This is a genomic window from Arthrobacter sp. OAP107 (assembly GCF_040546765.1).
GTDB lineage: Bacteria > Actinomycetota > Actinomycetes > Actinomycetales > Micrococcaceae > Arthrobacter.
This window is the reverse complement of record NZ_JBEPOK010000001.1, coordinates 679180-698933: the sequence shown is the minus strand read 5'-3', so window position 1 is coordinate 698933 and position 19754 is coordinate 679180. Positions and strand designations below refer to the sequence as shown.

Sequence of the window (19754 nt, the reverse complement as noted above, 5' to 3'; positions counted from 1 at the left end):
AGCGCTTGCCAACACGAGCGCAGCCAAACCCCGGCAACGGTTGACGATGGCGTCGAGCAGCACCGCGGCGCCGGACAGGAGCACTATGGATACCCCGCCCACCCAGCCCGCGGCACGCACCACGGCGCCTGCGACGGTGCACCGCACGGGCCCGGCCCGGATAGCCCTGATCGGCGTCCACGGCTTCGGCGCCCACCACTTGAAGAATCTGGACCGGCTGACCCGGGCCGGCGCGGTGGAACTCGTGGCCGTGGCGGACCCGAATCCATCGTCCCCGGGCGCGTTGCCGGACTCCACGGCGGTCCACCCCGATCTGCAGTCCCTCCTGGCCGGCAACCACAGCCCCGACGTGGTCGTCGTGGCCACCCCCATCCAGACCCACGCGCCGCTGGCCCTGGCCACCCTGGCCTCCGGCGCTGACCTCTACCTGGAGAAACCCCCGGTGGCATCGCTGGCCGACTTCCGGCAGCTGCAGGAGGCCGCCGCGGCATCCGGCCGCAGCGTGCAGATCGGGTTCCAGAGCCTCGGATCGCAGGCGCTGGCCGCCATCGACAAGCTCCTTCGGGACGGCACCATCGGCACCCTGCAGGGAATCGGCGCGACAGGACGCTGGGTGCGGGACCGGGCCTACTACAAGCGCTCCCGGTGGGCCGGCAAGCGGAGCCTGGACGGCGTGGACGTGGTGGACGGCGTGGCCACCAATCCCCTGGCACACGCGATCGCCACCGCCCTGCGCATCGCGGGCGCCCGCACTGTGGACGACGTGGCCTCCGTGGAGACGGACCTCTACCGCGCGAACGACATCGAGTCCGATGACACGTCCGTCATCCGGATCCGCACCGCCGCCGGACTGCCCGTTACGTGCGCCCTGACGCTCTGCGCCGCGGAGTCCGTGGAACCGTACATCACTCTTCAGGGCTCCGAGGGAACGGCCGTTTTCCACTACACGGAGGACCGGCTGCAGGTCAGCAATGCGGACGGTGAACACTCCCAGGAGTTCGGCCGCGACGACCTCATGGAAAACCTGCTGGAGCACCTGGCCACGGGCACGGAACTCACCAGCGCCCTCAACGACTCCGGCGCGTTCATGCTCGTCCTCGAGGCTGTCCGCACGGCCGAACCGCCGGCACCCATCGGTGCGGGGCACGTGCTCTGGGAGGGGGACGGCGATGCGGCCCACGCCGTCGTTGCGGGCATTGAGGACGCCTTGGAGCGGGCCATCAGGGCCCATGCCACCTTCAGCGAGCTGGCCCTGCCGTGGGCGCGCCCGGCGGGTCCGTCCGAGGCCAGCCCCCTGCTCCACGCCGGCGGCAGGCCGCTGGCGGTGCAGCGCACGGGCGCCGGGCTCAACGCGGGGTTGTCGCCGCGCCCGTACCTGCACCCCGTCACTACCCTCGGCGGAACCGTGGTGACGGACCACCTCCCGGCCGACCACCCGTGGCATCTGGGCGCCGGCTTCGCTCTACAGGACGTCAACGGCACCAACTTCTGGGGCGGCAGGACCTACCTGGGGGACGCGGGCGCGTACGTGTCCCGGCAGGACCACGGCCGGATCGAACCACTCTCCGCCAATGCGGACGAACCGGACACCCGGCAGCTCCGGTGGCTCGGAGCGGACGGACAGCCCCTGCTGACCGAGCAGCGGACCCTCAGCCACGAGATCCTGGGCGAACGTGTGTGGCGCCTGGACCTGGGGCCGGAGCTGACCGCCGTCGTCGATGTTTCACTGGGCAGCCCCGGCTCCAACGGCGCCGCGGGCAGCGGCTACGGGGGCTTCTTCTGGCGGCTTCCGGCCTGCAGCGGCGCCCGCATCTTCACATCCGACGCCGAGGGGGAACCGGCCGTCCACGGTTCCGTTGCGCCGTGGCTGGCGTGGACCGCCTCCTTCGGCGAGGTGCCCGGCATCCGGTCCGGGCAGCCCGCGACGCTCGTTTTCAGCGCGCCGGCCGAGGACGCCGATCCGTGGTTTGTCCGCTGCTCCGGCTACCCCGCCGTCGGGTCCGCCCTGGCGTGGGACCGGCCGGTGACGCTGGCCGCCGGGGAATCGCTGCGGCGGAGCCTGAGCGTGTGGGTGTGCGACGGCGAGCTGTCGCCGGCCGCCGTCGCATCACTGGTGGCTTCGGCGTAAGGTCGGAACACGATCGCTGAGCCGCATCCTCCGCCCACTAAGGGAGTCCCATGCCACCGCAAAACCCTGCTTCGCCAATCCCGGCCTGGAACAGCGGCCCCGGCCTGGCGTTCGGCGGTGACTACAACCCCGAGCAGTGGCCTGTGGATGTACGGCTGGAGGACATTGGCCTCATGAAGGAGGCCGGCGTGACCCTCCTCAGCGTCGCGATCTTTTCCTGGGCACTCCTGGAGCCGCGCGAAGGGGAATACGACTTTGGCTGGCTGGACGAGGTGCTGGACAGCCTGGACGGCGCGGGCATCAAGGTGGCCCTTGCCACCGCCACGGCCGCTCCCCCGGCCTGGCTGGTGCGGAAGCATCCGGAAGTCCTGCCGGTCACCGCGGAGGGCACCGTCCTGGAACGCGGCTCCCGGCGGCACTACTCGCCGTCGTCCGCTGTTTACCGCCGGTATGCCGCGGGCATTACCGGGAAGCTGGCCGAACGGTACAGGGACCACCCGGCGCTGGCGCTGTGGCACGTGGACAACGAGCTGGGCTGCCACGTTTCGGAGTTTTACGGCGATGAGGACGCCGCGGCGTTCCGGCACTGGCTGGGGCGTCGCTACGGCAGCATCGGGGCGCTGAACGAGGCCTGGGGCACGGCCTTCTGGTCGCAGCACTATGCCACGTTTGAGGAGATCATTCCGCCGCGGGCGGCCCCCACCACCCTCAACCCGACGCAGCGGCTGGACTTCCAGCGGTTCAGCTCCTGGGCGCTCATGGACTACTACCGGAGCCTGCTGGCGGTGATCCGCGAGGTAACCCCCGGCATTCCGGCCACCACCAACCTCATGGTGTCCAGCGCCACGAAGTCCCTGGACTATTTCGAGTGGGCAAAGGACCTGGACGTCGTGGCGAACGACCACTACCTGGTAGCCGCGGACCCGGAGCGGGAGATCGAACTGGCGTTCAGCGCGGACCTCACGCGCGGCGTCGCGGGCAACGGGCCGTGGATCCTGATGGAACACTCGACGTCGGCCGTGAACTGGCAGCCGCGGAACCAGCCCAAGATGCCGGGTGAAATGCTGCGGAACTCGCTGGCGCACGTGGCCCGGGGCGCCGACGCCGTCATGTTCTTCCAGTGGCGGCAGAGCGCTGCCGGCGCCGAGAAGTTCCACTCGGCGATGGTGCCGCACGGCGGCCGCGACACCCGGGTGTGGCGCGAGGTGGTGGCCCTGGGCGAAGCGCTGAAGCGGCTCGGCCCCGTCAAGGGTTCCTCGGTGGAATCCCGGGTGGCCATCGTGTTCGACTACGAGGCCTGGTGGGCCAGCGAACTGGACTCGCACCCGAGCGAGGATGTGAAGTACCTCGACCTGATCCGGGCGTTCCACCGCTCGCTCTTCCTGCGCGGCGTGGGCGTGGACTTCGTCCATCCGACGTCGGACCTCACTGGCTATGACCTGGTCCTGGTGTGCACGCTTTACTGCGTCACCGGTGCCGCCGCCGCCAACATCGCCGGCGCGGCCGAGGCCGGCGCCACGGTGCTGGTCAGCTACTTCAGCGGCATTGTCGATGAACGGGACCACATCAGGCTTGGCGGTTATCCGGGCGCCTTCCGGGAACTGCTGGGGATCCGGACCGAGGAGTTCCACCCGCTGCTTGAGGGCGGAGAGGTGACCCTGAGCGACGGCACCGTCGGCCGGGTCTGGAGCGAGCACGTCCACCTTGCGGGGGCGGAGGCGGTGGCAACCTTCACGGACTACCCGTTGGAGGGGGTCCCGGCCCTGACCCGGAGGACCGCCGGCCGTGGCGCCGCCTGGTACCTGGCCACGCTGCCGGACAGCGACGGCATCGGGCGGCTTCTGGACAGGCTCTTGGCCGAAGCGGGAGTGGGGGCCGCCGCGGAAGCCGCTGCCGGCGTCGAACTGACCCGGCGGGTCACGGCGGACGGGCGCCGCTTCCTCTTCGCCATCAACCACGGCCGGGAGGACGCGGCGGTGAAGGCCGACGGCGAGGAACTGCTGGGCGGCGGACGTTTCGGCGGACTCGTTCCCGGCGGAGCGGTGGCCGTGATCGCCGAGGACTGAGTCTTCATCCGGGAACGGAAAACCCCGGGCACTCTCCGGTGGGAGACTGCTCGGGGTATTCCGCGCCAGGGGAGCTAGCCGCTGATCGCCGACTTCATCTCGTCCACTGCTTTCTTGCCTGCTTCATCCGGGGAGAGCCTGTTGAACAGCACCTCCGAGGTGTAGCGCTTGATGATTTCCTGGATGGCACCCGCGCCCTTCGGCGGCGGGGCAGGAGCCTCACCGAGTTCGTTCTTGATCTGGTCGATGAACTTCACAACCTTGACGTCTGCAGGGGTCAGCTTGGCGGAAATCGCCTTGCGCACATCGGTGTTCGGGTAGACACCGCGGTCGGCCAGGAGTGCCTCACCGGCCTTGGCGTCGTTCGCCAGGAAGTTGATGAACTTGGCGACCTCCTCAGGGTGCTTGGTCCGCGAGGATGCCGACCAGAACTGTGACGCCTTGTACCAGAGCTGGGCATCAGCAGCGGAGCCGGTCTTTGTGGGGAACCTCAGAACCTTCAGTTCTGAGCCTGCGGCCTTTTCAAGGGCGGGAAGCTGGTTGGACCACCAGAAGGCGAGGCCGTTCTTACCCCTTGCGAGACCGCTCTGGTCCAGGGGCGCGGCGTCAGCTTCAACAACCTCCGACGCGGAGGGAACTGCCTTGGCCTCACTCATCTGCTTGAGGAACGCCCACCAGGCGGCGATGTCCGCCGGCTCAAAGCCGAGCTTGCCATCTTCCGTGTAGAGGGACTTTCCGTTCTGCCTCAGCCATACTCCGAGGGATGCCTCATCGGTCCCGTACGCGGCCGCCCCGTAGGTGCCCTTCGGGGACTTCGCCGTTACCTCGGCGGAGATCCGTTCGAAGTCATCCCACGTCCAGGTCGCGTCGTCGGGCAATGCCACGCCTGCAGCCTTGAACACAGCCGGGTTTGCAAGGATGGTGGCTGCATTGATGCCGGCCGGGATACCCCTCAGGCCGTCGTCGCTCTGACCTGCCTTCAGGGTGGCCTCGTCGAGCTTGGAGGTGTCGATGCCGTACTTCGACAGGTCAAGCAGGGCTCCGCGGCTGGAGTACTCGGTGATGTACTTCTCGTCCATCTGGATGATGTCTGGAGCGTCGTTCGCAGCCACCTGCGTGGCCAGCTTGTCCCAGTAACCGCTCCAGTCGCCGTACTCCGGCTTGATCTTGATGTTCGGGTTCTCGGCTTCGAAGGCCTTGATGGCTTCCTGGGTTACCTGCGCCCTCTTGTCGCTGCCCCACCAGGAGAAGCGGAGTTCTACCTTTCCGTCGGGGCTCTGGGCGGCAGATCCTCCGCCGCAGGCACTGAGTGCAAGGACGACGGCGGCTGCGGCAGCAACCGCTGCCCCCTTTCGCAGCCTTCGCGGGGTCTTGGCTACCTGGCGCCGCCCGGCCTCGGCATCAGTGGATGGCTTGAAGAACAGTTGCACAGTTCACTCCGATCTTCTTTGATCTTGAAGGATGAGGAAAACGCTTTCCAACTAATATTTTAAGTAGTTATCTTGTATCACAAGCATCCGGGTGCACAGCGGTCCCTTAGCACGTGGACCGGGCCCGGTGTTCGGTCGCGCCTACTTGATGCCGGTCGTGGCGATTCCCTTGATGAGGAATCTTTGCCCGAAGAGGAAAACCAGGAACACGGGCAGCAGGGAAACGATGGACATGGCGAAGAGCGAGCCCCAGCTGGTGGCCGACTGCGAATCCACAAAGGCCCGCAGCGCAACGGGAACAGTGAACATGTCCGGGTCCGTCAGGTAGATGAGGGCGCCGAAGAAGTCATTCCAGGTCCAGATGAAGGTAAAGATGGTGGTGGTTGCCAGCGCGGGGACCATGAGCGGCAGAATCACGCGCAGGAAAATCCGCGGATGGCCGGCGCCGTCAATCCTCGCCGCTTCATCAAGCTCCTTGGGGATGCCCCGGATGAACTGGACCATAAGGAACACGAAGAATGCATCTGTTGCCAGGAGCTTCGGAACGATAAGCGGCCAGAAGGTGTTCACCCAGCCAATCTGCGAGAACAGGATGTACTGCGGGACAATCACCACGTGGAACGGCAGCATGATGGTGAGCAGCATGATGCCGAAGAAGATCTTCTGCCCCGTGAACTGGAGCCTGGCGAAGGCGTAGGCGGCCATGGAGCACGAGATCAGGTTGCCCAGGATTGATCCCAGCACAACCACCGCGGAATTGATCATGTAGTGGCCGAACGGGTGGGTCAGCGCCGACCATCCGTCCGTGTAGTTGCCCATTTCCAGGGTGTTGAGCCAAAGGCCGGGGTCGCGGAAGATGAGCTCATTGGCGCGCAGCGAGGAAACGACCATCCACAGCAGCGGGTAGATCATGACTCCGCCGGTGACGATCAGGATCGCATGTTTGATCAGCGCCTTGGTCCGTGCACTCCGGCTAAAGGCAAGGCTGCCTCGTGATTCGCGCCTTTTGCGTGGCCCTCGGGAGTTCGTTGGCTTGCCGGCCGGAGCTTTCTTGCTCGGGGCGGGCAGCGTCTCCAGCTTAGTCGTCATAGAAAACCCAATACTTTGCAGCGATGAAGTTGATGGCGGTGAATGCGCCGATAATGACCAGCAGGAACCAGGCCATGGCGGAGGCGTAGCCCATATCGAAGTGGCCGAAGCCCTTTTGGTACAGGTAGAGCGTGAAGAACATCGTCGAATCCGAAGGGCCGCCGTTGCCGCCGGAGACGATGAACGCTTGGGTGAACGACTGGAATGACCCGATGATCTGCAGCACCAGGTTGAAGAAGATGATGGGGCTCAGGAGCGGCAGGGTGATGCGCCAGAACTGCTGGAACTTGGTGGCCCCGTCCACCTCGGCGGCTTCGTAGTACATGTTGGGTATCTGGCGCAGGCCGGCGAGGAAGATGATCATTGGAGCGCCGAAGGTCCACACATGGAGCAGGATGATCGATCCCAGCGCCGTACCCGGGTCAGAGATCCACCCCGGACCCTCGATGCCGGCAAGGGCAAGCACCTGGTTCACGAGGCCGGTGGTGCCGAAGATCTGCTTCCACAGGATCGCGATGGCCACCGAGCCGCCGAGCAGCGAGGGCAAGTAGAAGACAGAGCGGTAGAACGGCAGGCCCCGCAGGCCCTTGTCCAGCACCAGCGCGATCAGCAGGGCAACCGCCAGCTGCAGCGGAACGCCGACGAGTATACGTGAACGTCACCCCGAGCGAATTGTGCAGCCTCGCGTCGGTGAACATCCGCTGAAAGTTCTCCAGGCCCACCCACTCCGGGGCCTGAATCAGGTTGTAGTCGGTGAACGAGAGGTACAGCGACATGAGCATGGGACCGACGGTGATGGCCACCAGTCCCACCAGCCACGGCAGCAGGAAGATGTAGGCGGCCTTATTGTCCCGCCCGCTGGCCTTCTTTTCTTCGGCAGTCTTCGGCCCCTTGCGGCGTGAGAGGGACGTGAGTTCGGTGATGGCACTCACTTCGCGCACCTCGCTCGCTGCGGCTTAGGTATGTGTTGAGCGGCCATGCGGTCTCCTTTGGTCATCGTGGCCATTCCCGCGCGGGCGGTCCGCCCCAGGTTGTCCCAGGGCCGCCCCGTGCCGCGGATTAATGCTTCGTTCAGGGGAAGTGCGTTGTGCCCTTCGTCACTTTCGGGAAGCGGTCGGTACAACGGTAAACGCTTTCCAAGGTGATGTACAGACTATTTCGGAAATTGAGGAAACCGCTTTCCATGCCAGGTTAAACCGGTAAAGGCTCACACTACGGCAGATGCCAGAAAGCGTTTTCTCAGGTACGGTGTTAATGCCTGCGTTGTCCTCCCTGTCCAGCAGTTACTTACTTTCCCGCAAGGATCAATTCGCATGTCGCAATCTTCTGCCTTCGCTCCCTCCCCTGCCGCCGCTCCCCAACGGGCACAGAACCCGGTGCCCCGGATAGCCCTCGTCGGCGTACACGGTTTCGGTGCGCGGCACCTGGCCAACCTTGCCCGACTGCAGGCCTCCGGAGTGCTCGATTTCGTGGCTGTGGCGGACCCCCGCCCTCCCGCAGACGGAGTCCTCAAGGACTCCGTAGCCGTCTTCGAAACGCTCGATCATCTCCTTCAGGCGGGGACCGCTCCAGATATAGTCATCCTGGCTACCCCCATCCAGACGCATGTTCCCCTCGCCATGGCTGCCCTATCCGCGGGCGCGGACGTTTATGTAGAGAAGCCGCCGGCAGCGTCCCTGCAGCAGTTCCAGGAACTGGTGCAGGCCGCCGAGTCTGCAGGCCGGCTCGTCCAGGTTGGCTTCCAGAGCCTGGGGTCTGACGCGCTGCCCGCCATCCGGCGGCTTATCGCGGACGGGGAAATCGGTGACGTGCTCGGACTGGGCGCCACGGGAACCTGGCTCAGGACCCGCGGCTACTTCAAGCGCTCGCGCTGGGCCGGGAAGCGGGCAATCAACGGAACCGATGTTGTTGACGGCGTTGCCACCAACGCGCTGGCACACGCCGTGGTGACGGGTCTCAGCATCGCCGCGGCCCGCACCCTTGATGACGTGGCCAGCGTGGAAACTGATCTCTACCGCGCCCACCATACTGAGAGCGACGACACGTCCGTGATTCGGGTGCGCACCTCCGGCGGAGAGATTCTCACCTGCGCACTTACCCTTTGCGCCGCCCGGCAGACACGTCCGTCCATTACTGTTTTCGGCACGGCAGGCAAGGCTGTGCTCTTTTACACGGAGGATGAACTGGTGGTGAGCACTGACAACGGCGAGCGCCGGGAAGTGTTCCTCCGCACGGATCTGCTGGAGAATCTGCTGGAGGTACGTGCCTCCGGCGGAGAGCTGCTCAGCCCGCTGTCAGGTTCTGGAGCCTTTATGGCGGTGCTCGAAGCAATCCGCACGGCACCGGCCCCGCAGCAGATCGAGGACAGGTACATCAAGTGGGAGGGCAGCGGCGATGAGGCCCACCCCGTCGTGGCGGGAATCGCGGAACTGATCGAACGGGCCACCCTCGCCCAGGCAACGTTCGCCGAGCTGGGCGCGCGGTGGGCCAGACCGCTGGAGCCAGCCGCCACTCTCACCCTCGACGGACGCGAACTGGCAAGCCATCAGGACGGTGGCCGCATTCAGCCCATCTCATCCCCGCGGCCTTACCTGCATCCGGTTCGTACTCTGGCCGGCACGGTTGTCACCGACCACCTGCCCGCTGACCACGTCTGGCACCTGGGGGCCGGAGTCGCCCTCCAGGACGTTGCCGGCGTGAACTTCTGGGGCGGGCGCACGTATACTCGCCAGGCGGGCGGCTACGTGTGGCGGGACGACCACGGCCGCATCGAAATAGAGGACACGGCCCGGACCCCCTGCTCCCTGCGCCAGACTCTGCGCTGGGTCGGCCCCGACGGGGTGGCTGTCTTGTCCGAGCAGCGGCACTGGCGGTATGACGCCGTCAGCCCGTCCGTGTGGAAGCTGACGCTGGACTTCGAACTTGCGCCTGCCGGACCTGAGCCGGTGGCTCTCGGCAGCCCGGGCTCCAACGGCCGGGAAAACGGCGGATACGGCGGCTTTTTCTGGCGGCTGCCGCCCACCCATGGCTCGCAGGTCCGGACCGCCGGCGCCGAAGGCGAGGACGCCGTGCACGGAACGGTTGCCCCGTGGCTGGCTTGGAGCGGAGTGTTCGGGACAGATGGAACACCCGGGAGTGGCGACGAGGCCACCCTGGTGTTTCTCACATCACCGCAGGCACCGGATCCATGGTTCGTCCGGCTGGCCGGCTACCCGGGGGTCGGGCTCTCGCTAGCCTGGGACAGTCCGGTCCTCGCCACCCGGGAAAACCCCGTCCGGCGCACCGTCACGGTACTGGTCGCCGACGGAATCCTGAGCACCACAGACATTGCACGACTCACCGAATCTTTGGGGGGAAACCACATGAACGTTTCCGCAACCGCTACGGCCGGAACAGGACCGGCTCCAACCCACGTGGCAGGCATCCCCCTGGCCGGCAACCCCAACGACAGGGCCGCCAAACGGCAACGGGTCCTGGACATTCTGGACGCCAAGGGACACGACGCCCTGCTCCTGACCAGCCACACCGCCCTCACGTGGTACCTGGACGGCAGCCGCATGCACATCAGCCTGGCGGGCGACCCGATCGCGGCGCTCCTCGTGGACCGTGGCGGCGACCACCTCATCACCTTCAATAACGAGGCGGAACGCCTCGCCGCCGAAGAGCTGCCACCCGGCGTCGAGCTTCACCCGGTTCCCTGGCACGGTCAGCTCACCCGACGCCATCGGTGCACTGGCCGGACCGGGCGAGCCGCTGACAGAGAAGGCCGTGGCAGTGGAACTGCGGGCGGCGCGGCAGCCGATGCTGCCCGGTGAAAGCGCCCGCTACGCGCAACTGTGCGCCGACGCCGCCCGCGCCATGACCGACGTCCTGTCCCGGACGACGCCGGAGACCACCGAGTTCGAAGTTGCATCCGCCCTGGCCGCCCGGATCGTCGCGGCCGGCGCCGAGCCCCTGGTCCTGCTCTGCAACGGCAGCTCCCGCAGCGCGTTCCGGCATCCGCTCCCCACCCACGCTCCCTTGGGCCGGCGCGCGATGGCCGTGGTCTGCGCGCGGCGGCACGGCCTGGTGGCCAACCTGACCAGATGGGTGCGGTTCGACGGCGGGACGCCAGCGGAGCGGGACGCCGAGGAGCGCATCACGGCGGTCGAGGCGGACATTTTTGAAGCCACGGTTCCCGGTGCCAGGCTCGGCGGCATCTTCGCCAAGATCCAGGCCGCGTACGCCCGGCACGGTTTCGGCGCCGACCAGTGGACACTGCACCACCAGGGCGGACCCGCAGGCTACGCCGGCCGCGACCCGCGTGCCACAGCCGCCACTGACGACGTCGTGGTGCCCAACCAGACCTTCACCTGGAATCCGTCCGGCCCGGGCGTCAAGATCGAGGACACTGTGCAGCTGACGGCGGCAGGAACCGGCGTCCTGACGCTCGATCAGAGGTGGCCGGCATCGAACGTCAACGGACTCCCCCGGCCGCTGACCCTCCAGCTTTAGCTGACCCAACTAATAAGCAGCTCAGGGCGTTCCCAGGTCTGGGAACGCCCTGAGCTGCTACTCGGTTGGGTGGCGGGAACCTACGAGAGCCGGAACGCAGGGTCCGCCGGCAGGTCCAGGGTGCGGTCGCGCGGCTCGGGCAGGAGCGCGGCGGTGAAGCTGAACCCGAGGCCCGGCAGTCCGGTGCCGTAGAGGCGGCTGTCGCGGATCCGGACCGGCGACTGGCCGGCCAGGATCCCCAGCTTTTCGAAGGAAGCGTCCTCCACGTCCTCCACGCTGACCGCCTCGGCGAGGGTCAGGGCGAGCTGGCCGGACAGCTCGGGCAGCAGGTGCGGCGCCACCCGGATGCTGTTGGCCCGGGCCAGCTCAACGATGCGGCGGAACGGCGTGATGCCGCCCACCCGGATGATGTTGGGCTGGATGATGTCCACCGCCTCGGCCTCGATGAAGTCCCGGAAACGGTAGATGGTGTGGACGTTCTCGCCGAGGGCGATGGGTACCGGCGACTGTTTCCGCAGGCGGCGGTAGGCTGAGAGGTCGTCGGCGCGCAGGGGTTCCTCCAGCCAGTCCAGGCCGTATTGGCCCAGCACGTCCAGGGCACGGAGGGCAGCGGGGAGGTCCCAGCGCTGGTTCGCGTCGACCATGAGCCGGCGGTCGGGGCCGAGCACCGAGCGGACCGCGGCCACGCGTTCGGCGTCCTCGGCGAGGTCCGGCTTGCCCACCTTGATCTTCACGGCCTGGTGTCCGGCGGCCACCCACCGTTCGGTCTGGGCCACGAGTTCTTCGAGGGTGTAGTGCAGGTTCACGCCCGAGCCGTAGACCTCCACCGATTCCTGCCGCTGGCCCAGCAGCGCGGCGACCGGCACGCCGGCGGTCCGGGCAGCGAGGTCCCAGAGGGCGAGGTCGACGCCGGCCATCGCGATGGTGGTGAGCCCGCCGCCGCCGGCCTCGTGCAGCCGCTTCCAGAGCTGGTCCCAGACCGCCTCCGGGTTCGCGTCCAGCCCCGTAATGAAGGGGGCGATGTCGTGGTCAAGGAGAGCCTTGACCGCCTGCGGCCCGATGGTGGGCGTCCACGAAAAACCGTGCCCCGCACCGCCGTCGTCCGTAAAAAGGCTGGTGGCGATGATGTGGTTCTCGGGTGCATCAGCACCCCAGCTGCGGCGCAGCGGTACAGTAATCAGGCGCGTGTGCAGCCCCGTGATCCTGGCCGGCATCAGCGGCCGGCCAGCTCGTGGCCCTTGGCCAGGATCGCCTTGAGCTCCACGAGCTGGTCCTCGTCGGGGTCAACCAGCGGGGGCCGGACCGGTCCGACGGCCAGGCCGTTGAGGCGCAGGCCCGCCTTGATCAGGGAGACGCCGAAGCCCGGCGTCTGGTCGCGCAGGCGCACGAGGGGCGTGTAGAAGCCCTCGAGCAGGGCCTGTCGGCGCTCCTCATCGCCGCTCGTGTAGGCGTCATAGTAGGCGGTGGCGATTTCCGGGGCCATGGCGAAGGCCGCCGAGGAGTACAGCGGGATGCCCAGCCCGCGGTACGCTCCCTGGGTCAGTTCGGCGGTCAGGAGGCCGTTGAAGAGCATGAAGTCGTCGCGGCCGCTGGCTTTGACGGCGGAGACGATCTCCTGGGCCAGGCCAACGTCCCCGATGCCGTCCTTGAAGCCGATGACCTTGGGGTTGCCCGTGAGCTGCGTAATGGCCTTTGCCGTGAACCTGGCCGTGCCGCGGTGGTACACGATGACCGGCAGGCTGCTCGCGCCGGCCACCGCCTCGACGTAGGCCGCCACGCCGTCGGCTGGGCCGGTGACCAGGTACGGCGGCAGGACCAGCAGGGCGTCGGCGCCCGCCTCCTCGGCCGCCCGGGCGGCGGCGAGCGCGTGCCCCAGGGGGCCGCCGGCGCCGGCGATGACGGGCACCTGGCCGTTGACGGTTTCGACGGCGGCAGTCACCACGGTGCGCACCTCGTCGATGCTCAGGGCATGGAATTCGCCGGTACCGCACGCCGGGAATACCCCGCCGGGGCGGTGCGCCAGGCGCGAGGCGATGTGTTCCTTCAGGACCTCAACGTCCACTGCGCCGTCGGCGCCGAAGGGGGTGACGGGAAAGAAGAGCACGCCGTCGAGTTTCATTTGGTCTCCTGTGATCCGGGTGTGGCAGGTGCTGTGGTGGTGAATCCCGTGGCGGCGCCAACGAGATCCGCCTGGCCGAGTTCGGTGCGCCAGGTGCGTTGGGGTTCCCAGCCGAGCAGCCGCTTGGCTTTGTCGATGGAAAAGGCGGGGCTGCTGTCCGTGAGCCCGGCGGCGAGCGCTTCGCTGCCGGGAACGAACCTGGGCAGAAGCGCGGCCAGCGGTTCGGTGGCCAGCGCATCCGCGGCGCCCACGAAGAACGTCTCGCCGTTGGGGATGGAGTCCATGTTCCGCAGCAACACGTCCAGGAAGTCGGCCACGTCCCGGGCGTCCACGTAGTTGAAGAGTGCCGCCGCGGACAGGGCAGGGTCGGCGAGCCGCTCGCGAACGGTGTGCCCCTGCTGGGTGGGAGCGCCCGCCCATTCCTCCGGCGAGATCACGTAGCAGGGCCGGAAGGCCGCATAGCGGATACGGTCCCCCTGCGCTGCGGCGAACATCTGCACCGTCTGCTCGGCAATCAGTTTGGACAGCGCATACGCGTTCCACGGGCGGGGCGTGGTGGCTTCGTCCACCGGGAAGCACTCCGGCAGCCAGCCGGCGGGCGAGCCGTAACCCAGGACGGTGGGGCTGCTGGCCGTGATGATCTTCCCGATCCCGAGTTCGCTGGCCGCACTGACCACCGCGAAGGCGAGCCGCGTGTTGGTGCTGAAAATAACGTCCTCAGGCGCGCTGAAAGGCACGGCGATAGCAGCGAGGTGGATGACGGCGTCGGGCGCTGTGCGTTCCAGGAGGCGCAACGCCTCGCCGGGGCCCAGCAGGTCCGCCGTCTCCTGTTCGACGCCGGCCGGGAACGTGCCGTCCGGGACGGCGTCCCGGTCCGCCGAGACCACGTCGTGGCCCGCCTTGGCGAGGCCGGCGACCACGCTGCGCCCCAGGCGTCCGGCGCCGCCGGTGACAAGAATTCTGCTCATGGTGTTGTTTCCTGTTCCTGCTGCGTTCAGGCCCGGCCGCGGCGCAGTTCCACGCCCAGGCCAAGCTCGCTGATGTGGACCGGGAGCTCGGTTTCCAGCGACAGGTTGCCCGCGATGCCCACGGACACGGAGCGCAGCCCGTCGAGGTAGCCGGAGGGGCGGCCGAGGGGGTCCTCGCCCGGGCCGTTGAAGAGGTCGGAGAGCAGGAGGTTGTCGCCACCGCCGTGGCCGCCCTCGCCGTTGACGATGGGCACCTCGTAGGCGGGCTCCCAGTGGCGCTGGACCAGGAGGCGCTCACCGTTGCGGCGTACGGCGTCGTCCTCCTCCACGGGCGTGGCGGACGGGTCCACCACGGTCTTCTTGTCGGTGCTGTGGACGACGGCGGCACGCTCCACCACCTCCAGCTCCGCCCGGCCTTCGGTGCCGTTGACGGCCACCCGGTAGCCTTCCCACGGGCTGTGGGCGTTCAGGGAGTAGCTGAGCGTGGGCCCGCCGTCGTAATCCACCGTCAGCGCCAGGTTGTCCTCGATGGTGATGCCCCCGGTGAAGACGTCCTGGTCCCGGCGGTAGCCGTCGAACTTCTCATTGTCGTAGTACAGCCCGCGCAGCCGCTCGTCCTCGCGGAGGTCCAGGGCGAAGGGGTCTTTGCCTGTGGTGCCCGCGGTGGTGCCCCGCTCGGGCCGGGCGCCCAGGCCGCGCTCCGCGGCATTTTTGGCGCCGTAGAACCGCAGCCCGCCGGACGCGTACACCCGCTCGGGAACGTCGTCGATCCACCAGTTCACCAGGTCGAAGTGGTGGGATGCCTTGTGGATGAGCAGGCCGCCGGAGTTCTGCTTGTCGCGGTGCCAGCGGCGAAAGTAGTCCGCGCCGTGGACCGTGTCGAGGACCCAGCTGAAGTCGATGGACGTGACCTTGCCGATCACGCCGTCCTGGATGACCTGCTTGAGCGCGCTGTTCCGCGGGGAGTAGCGGTAGTTGAACGTGACCACCACGTTGCGACCGGTGGCCGCCACGGCCGAGGTGATGCGGCGGCAGCCCTCGGCATCGATGGTCAGCGGCTTCTCAACCACGACGTCGGCCCCCGCCTCCAGTGCCTCGACAATGTAGTCCGCGTGGGTGTAGTCGGGGGTGGTGACGATGACGCGGTCGATCGCATTGGCCCTGATGTATTCGGTCAGGTTGCCGGGTTCAAACGAGTCAGCGGCTCCCTCCGCCCCGAGTTCCCGAATGAGCCGCTGGTAGTACTCCACGCGGCCGGGATTGGCGTCGGAGAGGGCCACCAGCTCGGCCACATCCGCGTGCTGGCCGAAGATGGCGCGGATGTACATTTCCGAGCGGCCGCCGGTGCCGATCAGGGCGATGCGGGACCGCGTGGTCCGCGTTTTGGTTTCCGGCTGTGGCTGCTGGGAGGTGTCGACATTGACCATGGGTGGTCCCTTTCCAAAGGCGGTTGGCGGGCCGCTTGACGCCCTGCCCACAATGAAGGAAGAATCCTGAGAAAGCGTTTTCTCGAAACGTTATAAGCTTTGTATCAAGTCACCGGCGAGCGCGTCAACCATCTGCCGCAGGACCCCCACTGGCGGACGGCGGTGGAGATAGGAAGGAAGCACATGGGCAGGAAAACCGGCCCCCGCCGGATCGGCATCGCGGACGTCGCCATCAAGGCCGGCGTCTCGCACGCCACCGTTTCCCGCGTAATGAACGGCAACTTCACCGTGGATCCCGCCATTGCCCAGCGCGTGCGGGACGCAGCGGCCGAACTGAATTACCAGCCGAATCCCGTGGGCCGCAGCCTGGCCCTGGGCAAGACCGACACCATCGGCATCGTGGTGCCGGATCTCGCCAACCCCACGTTCCAAGGCATCCTGCGCGGGCTGAGTATGGCCGCAGCCCAGGACGGCTACCGGGTACTCATCGCCGACTCCTCGGAAGTCTCCAGCGAGGAGGCGATCCTGGCGGGGGAAGCCCGGCGGCGCTGCGACGGGCTGGTGCTGTGTGCGCCTCGCATGGGCGACGCCGAACTCGAGGAACTGGCGCCGTCACTGCACCCCATGGTCCTGATCAACCGCAGCACCACGGAAGCGCGCGTGCCGAGCCTCGAGGTGGACTACAGCCAGGGGGTGCAGGAACTCGCGGCACACCTGGTGGGGCTGGGGCACACCAGCATCGCCTTCCTCGCGGGCCCTGCCCGAAGCGCCTCCAACCGGGCACGTATGGACGGCCTGGACAAGTTCCGGGCCGCATATCCCGGCGTCGAACTCCGGATGCTCGAGGGCGGCTCCAGCTTCGAGACCGGCCACGAAGCGGTGGATGAGGTGCTGGCCAGCGGGGCTACGGGCGTGCTGGCGTTCAACGACCTCGTGGCCATGGGGCTGCTCAGCGGACTGCACGAACGCGCGGTCCGTGTTCCCGAGGACATCTCCATCACCGGTTTCGACGACATCCCGTTCGCCCGGTACACCACCCCGCCGCTCACCACCGCCGCGGTCCCCATCACGGAACTCGGCGAACACGCGTGGCACAGCCTGCGGGCGTTGATCCGCAACGCCGGGGCACCGGACGAGGAGACCACCTTCCAGCCGCGCCTGGAGATCCGGGGAAGCACGGGTCCCGCCGGCAACCGGGGTTAGGGCTTGGCCGGATCCAGGAGCACGTCGACGAGCTCCGTCAGGCCTCCGGCCATGTCAACTTTCTTGTCATACAGCCACTGCAGCTGGAGTCCGTCGAAGGCGGCGATCACCAGCCGCGCGAGTGACTCCGCCTCGACGTCAGACCGGACCTCCCCCGCCTCCTGGCGCCGGCCGATGTCGAGCGCCAGCTCCTCGACGAGCCGGGAGTACCGGTCCTGGAAGTAGCCGTGGGAAGCGTGCCCGGGGTCATTGGCCGTCGCCGACGCCACGGCGTAGAGCGTGGTCAGGCCGGGTTCCTTCTTGTTCCGCTCCGCCACGTTCGCCAGAACGGGCAGGCCAAACTCAGCCAGCCCGCCGATTTCCCTGCTGCGGCGGTCACGCTCGGCAAGCACTGCCGTCAGCAGCTCCTGCTTGCCAGTGAAGTAGTGGAAGAGCGTGGCTTCCTTGACTCCAACAAGCTCGGCCACGCGCTTGAGCGCCGTTCCTTCGAAGCCTTCGGTGGCAAAGACATCGGTGGCGGTTTGGATGATCTGCTCGCGGCGTTCGGCGCCTTTGGCGTACTGCCCGCGGGGCTTGGTGGGAGACATTGCGCCAGTTTATTTCACGGCCCCGGCCTTGCCAGGCACCGCGCCTTTGGCCACTACGACGGCGGCTGGCAGGTTGAGCGTGGCACCACCAGTCAGCTACGGCCGGGCCGGGTCCGAATCCTTCGGGCCCAGCCCGGCTTCTTTGTAGTACCCCCGGATGTGGCCGGCCACCAGCTCAGCCGCCCGGCCGCCGTCGTCCTTCCGGATGGCGGCCAAAATCTCCCGGTGCTCGGCCCGCAGGCGTGAGGCCGTGGCGTCCCAGTCCGGCAGGTTCGCTGTCAGCTGCCCCGCGTAGCCCTGGATGGCCTCCCGCAGCGACCCCATCATGGCGCTGACCACGGCGTTGCCGGCAGCGTCTGCCAGGGCCAGGTGGAAGCGGACGTCCAGGGCCAGGAAGTCATCGACGGCGTGGCCCTCGTCCATGTCGTCGAGCAGGGCCCCGGCAAGGTCCAGCTCGGGGGCATCCGGCCTGACCCGGGCGGCCGCCCAGGATTCGAGCAGCACGCGCGTTTCCACCACGTCCTCCACCGGCAGGTGCTGCGTCGCGACGTGCAGCCGCAGCGCGGAGCCGAGTGCCGCCGTCGGGTCCGAGATCACTACCGTCCCAGCCTCCGGGCCTGAACCCACGCCGGCGCGGACCACGCCCATGGCCTCGAGCACGCGGATGGCCTCACGGACGGAAGTACGGGAGACGCCAAGCTGCTCGGCCAGGCTCCGCTCGGCCGGGAGGCGGCCGCCCACGGCGAGCTGGCCGCCGGAGAGCTGGTCCTCGATCCACCGCAGGACAAGTTGGTGCGTTCGCATGAGCCCATGGTACTTGATGTGGTTGGACCATATGATTTAGAGTGTGGTTAGACCACAGCGGGAAGGCTTCACTTCCCCCGGCACGCCCACGGAGGAAAGCCATGACCCACACCATCCAGCCGAGCAACCCGGAAACCACTCCGGCCCCGGACATCACGGATGTTCCGGCCACCCAGCCCACCGCCGCTGCCGCAGCGGCCGCCGTTCCAGCCGCGCTGAAGCGCCGCATCCCGAAGTACTCGGACCTCGCCCCGCTGATGCAGTTCAAGAAGCCCGAGTTCAGCAAGGAAGCGCGGCTCAAGCGCGCCAGCACAGTCTGGGAACTGCGCGACATCGCGAAGCGCCGCACGCCCCGGGCTCCCTTTGACTACACTGACGGCGCGGCGGAATCCGAGATCACCCTGCGCCGTGCCCGCGAGGCGTTCCTGGACATCGAATTCCGTCCCGGCATCCTGCGGAACGTGTCCAGCATCGACCTGAGCACCGACATTCTGGGCAAGTCCTCCCGGCTTCCCGTCGGCATCGCGCCCACAGGCTTTACCCGCATGATGCAGTCCGAGGGCGAGTACGCCGGTTCGCAGGCCGCCGAGACCGCGGGCATTCCCTACACGCTCTCCACCATGGGCACCGCCTCGATCGAGGACGTGGCGGCGGCGGCGCCGAACGGCCGCAACTGGTTCCAGCTGTACCTCTGGACGGACCGCGACCGCTCCCACGAACTGATCGAGCGTGCGGCGAAGGCCGGGAACGACACCCTCATGGTCACCGTGGACACCGCCGTTGCCGGCGCACGGCTGCGCGATGTCCGCAACGGCATGACCATTCCGCCGGCGCTCACGCTGAAGACCGTCCTGGATGCGTCCTACCGCCCGGCCTGGTGGTTCAACTTCCTGACCCACGAGCCGCTCACCTTCGCCTCGCTCTCGCGGTACACGGGCACGGTGGCCGACCTCATCAACTCGATGTTCGACCCCACCCTCACCTTCGAGGACCTGGACTGGCTGCGCGAAACCTGGAAGGGCAAGCTGGTGGTCAAGGGCATCCAGACCGTGGACGACGCCCGCAAAGTGGTGGACCACGGCGCCGACGGCATCGTGCTCTCCAACCACGGCGGCCGCCAGCTGGACCGTGCCCCCATCCCCTTCCACCTGCTGCCGGAAGTATCGAAGGCGCTCAAGGCGGACAACAGCAACGCCGCGATCATGCTGGACACGGGCATCATGAGCGGCGCGGACATCATCGCCGCCCTGGCCCTCGGCGCCGACTTCACGCTCATCGGCCGCGCCTACCTGTACGGGCTCATGGCCGGCGGCCGGGCCGGCGTCGACCGCGTCCTGCAGATCCTGGAAAAGGACATGGCCCGCACCATGGCGCTGCTGGGCGCCAGCAAGATCTCCGAGCTGACCCCGGACCACGTGCGGATCCTCGGCAAGTAGCCT

Annotated in this window: 13 protein-coding genes and 2 pseudogenes; 6 read left to right on the top strand and 9 right to left on the bottom strand. The window is 67.6% G+C overall.

What is annotated here, in order from left to right:
• Positions 1 to 85: 85 nt before the first annotated feature.
• Both ABIE00_RS03180 and ABIE00_RS03175 read left to right on the top strand, forming a co-directional pair.
• Positions 86 to 2128, top strand: coding sequence for a DUF6807 family protein (locus ABIE00_RS03180; RefSeq protein ID WP_354256614.1), 2043 nt, complete (start codon positions 86 to 88; stop codon positions 2126 to 2128).
• Positions 2129 to 2178: 50 nt separating this feature from the next.
• Positions 2179 to 4194 (top strand): beta-galactosidase, encoded by a 2016-nt coding sequence (locus ABIE00_RS03175; protein ID WP_354256610.1) that lies wholly within the window; start codon positions 2179 to 2181, stop codon positions 4192 to 4194.
• Positions 4195 to 4268: 74 nt separating this feature from the next.
• Here the strand turns inward: ABIE00_RS03175 and ABIE00_RS03170 are convergent, their stop codons facing one another.
• The 3 genes and pseudogenes from ABIE00_RS03170 to ABIE00_RS03160 form a co-directional block, all read right to left on the bottom strand.
• Positions 4269 to 5624: an ABC transporter substrate-binding protein gene (locus ABIE00_RS03170; RefSeq protein ID WP_502914193.1), complete on the bottom strand. Its 1356-nt coding sequence runs from the start codon at positions 5622 to 5624 to the stop codon at positions 4269 to 4271.
• Positions 5625 to 5765: 141 nt separating this feature from the next.
• Positions 5766 to 6713 (bottom strand): carbohydrate ABC transporter permease, encoded by a 948-nt coding sequence (locus tag ABIE00_RS03165; RefSeq protein ID WP_354256607.1) that lies wholly within the window; start codon positions 6711 to 6713, stop codon positions 5766 to 5768.
• Positions 6703 to 7645, bottom strand: a pseudogene (locus ABIE00_RS03160) (carbohydrate ABC transporter permease). The gene ABIE00_RS03165 and the pseudogene ABIE00_RS03160 overlap by 11 nt, the downstream one beginning before the upstream one ends.
• 381 nt (positions 7646 to 8026) lie before the next feature.
• Here ABIE00_RS03160 and ABIE00_RS03155 point away from each other — a divergent pair.
• Positions 8027 to 10066, top strand: a pseudogene (locus tag ABIE00_RS03155) (DUF6807 family protein); the annotation flags it as partial.
• A 415-nt stretch (positions 10067 to 10481) separates the two neighbouring features.
• Positions 10482 to 11207, top strand: a complete 726-nt coding sequence (locus tag ABIE00_RS03150) for a M24 family metallopeptidase (RefSeq protein WP_502914192.1) — start codon at positions 10482 to 10484, stop codon at positions 11205 to 11207.
• An 80-nt stretch (positions 11208 to 11287) separates the two neighbouring features.
• Here the strand turns inward: ABIE00_RS03150 and ABIE00_RS03145 are convergent, their stop codons facing one another.
• The 4 genes from ABIE00_RS03145 to ABIE00_RS03130 are packed head-to-tail and all read right to left on the bottom strand — an operon-like array spanning position 11288 to position 15721.
• Complete coding sequence (locus ABIE00_RS03145; RefSeq protein WP_354256604.1) at positions 11288 to 12421, bottom strand: mandelate racemase/muconate lactonizing enzyme family protein; 1134 nt, start codon at positions 12419 to 12421, stop codon at positions 11288 to 11290.
• A complete protein-coding gene (locus ABIE00_RS03140; protein WP_354256601.1) occupies positions 12421 to 13326 on the bottom strand; it encodes a 5-dehydro-4-deoxyglucarate dehydratase in 906 nt (301 codons plus the stop codon). Before ABIE00_RS03140 ends, ABIE00_RS03145 begins: the two co-directional genes overlap by 1 nt.
• Positions 13323 to 14294 carry an NAD-dependent epimerase/dehydratase family protein gene (locus ABIE00_RS03135; protein ID WP_354256598.1) on the bottom strand — a complete coding sequence of 324 codons (972 nt, stop codon included), beginning with the start codon at positions 14292 to 14294 and terminating at the stop codon, positions 13323 to 13325. Before ABIE00_RS03135 ends, ABIE00_RS03140 begins: the two co-directional genes overlap by 4 nt.
• A 26-nt stretch (positions 14295 to 14320) precedes the next feature.
• Entirely contained in the window at positions 14321 to 15721 is a 1401-nt protein-coding gene (locus ABIE00_RS03130) for a Gfo/Idh/MocA family protein (protein ID WP_354256595.1), read from the bottom strand.
• Between the two features lie 183 nt (positions 15722 to 15904).
• Here ABIE00_RS03130 and ABIE00_RS03125 point away from each other — a divergent pair, with 183 nt between their 5' ends.
• Positions 15905 to 16924, top strand: a complete 1020-nt coding sequence (locus ABIE00_RS03125) for a LacI family DNA-binding transcriptional regulator (protein ID WP_354256592.1) — start codon at positions 15905 to 15907, stop codon at positions 16922 to 16924.
• Here ABIE00_RS03125 and ABIE00_RS03120 read toward each other — a convergent pair.
• Together ABIE00_RS03120 and ABIE00_RS03115 are read right to left on the bottom strand one after the other, a co-directional pair.
• On the bottom strand, positions 16921 to 17511 hold the full coding sequence (locus ABIE00_RS03120) for a TetR/AcrR family transcriptional regulator (RefSeq protein ID WP_354256590.1): 591 nt from the start codon (positions 17509 to 17511) through the stop codon (positions 16921 to 16923). The two genes, ABIE00_RS03125 and ABIE00_RS03120, sit on opposite strands and share 4 nt — an antisense overlap.
• A gap of 96 nt (positions 17512 to 17607) precedes the next feature.
• On the bottom strand, positions 17608 to 18315 hold the full coding sequence (locus ABIE00_RS03115) for a FadR/GntR family transcriptional regulator (protein ID WP_354256587.1): 708 nt from the start codon (positions 18313 to 18315) through the stop codon (positions 17608 to 17610).
• A 101-nt stretch (positions 18316 to 18416) separates the two neighbouring features.
• On the opposite strand from ABIE00_RS03115, the gene ABIE00_RS03110 reads away from it, so the two are divergent.
• Positions 18417 to 19751, top strand: a complete 1335-nt coding sequence (locus tag ABIE00_RS03110) for an alpha-hydroxy acid oxidase (RefSeq protein ID WP_354256585.1) — start codon at positions 18417 to 18419, stop codon at positions 19749 to 19751.
• Positions 19752 to 19754: the final 3 nt, after the last annotated feature.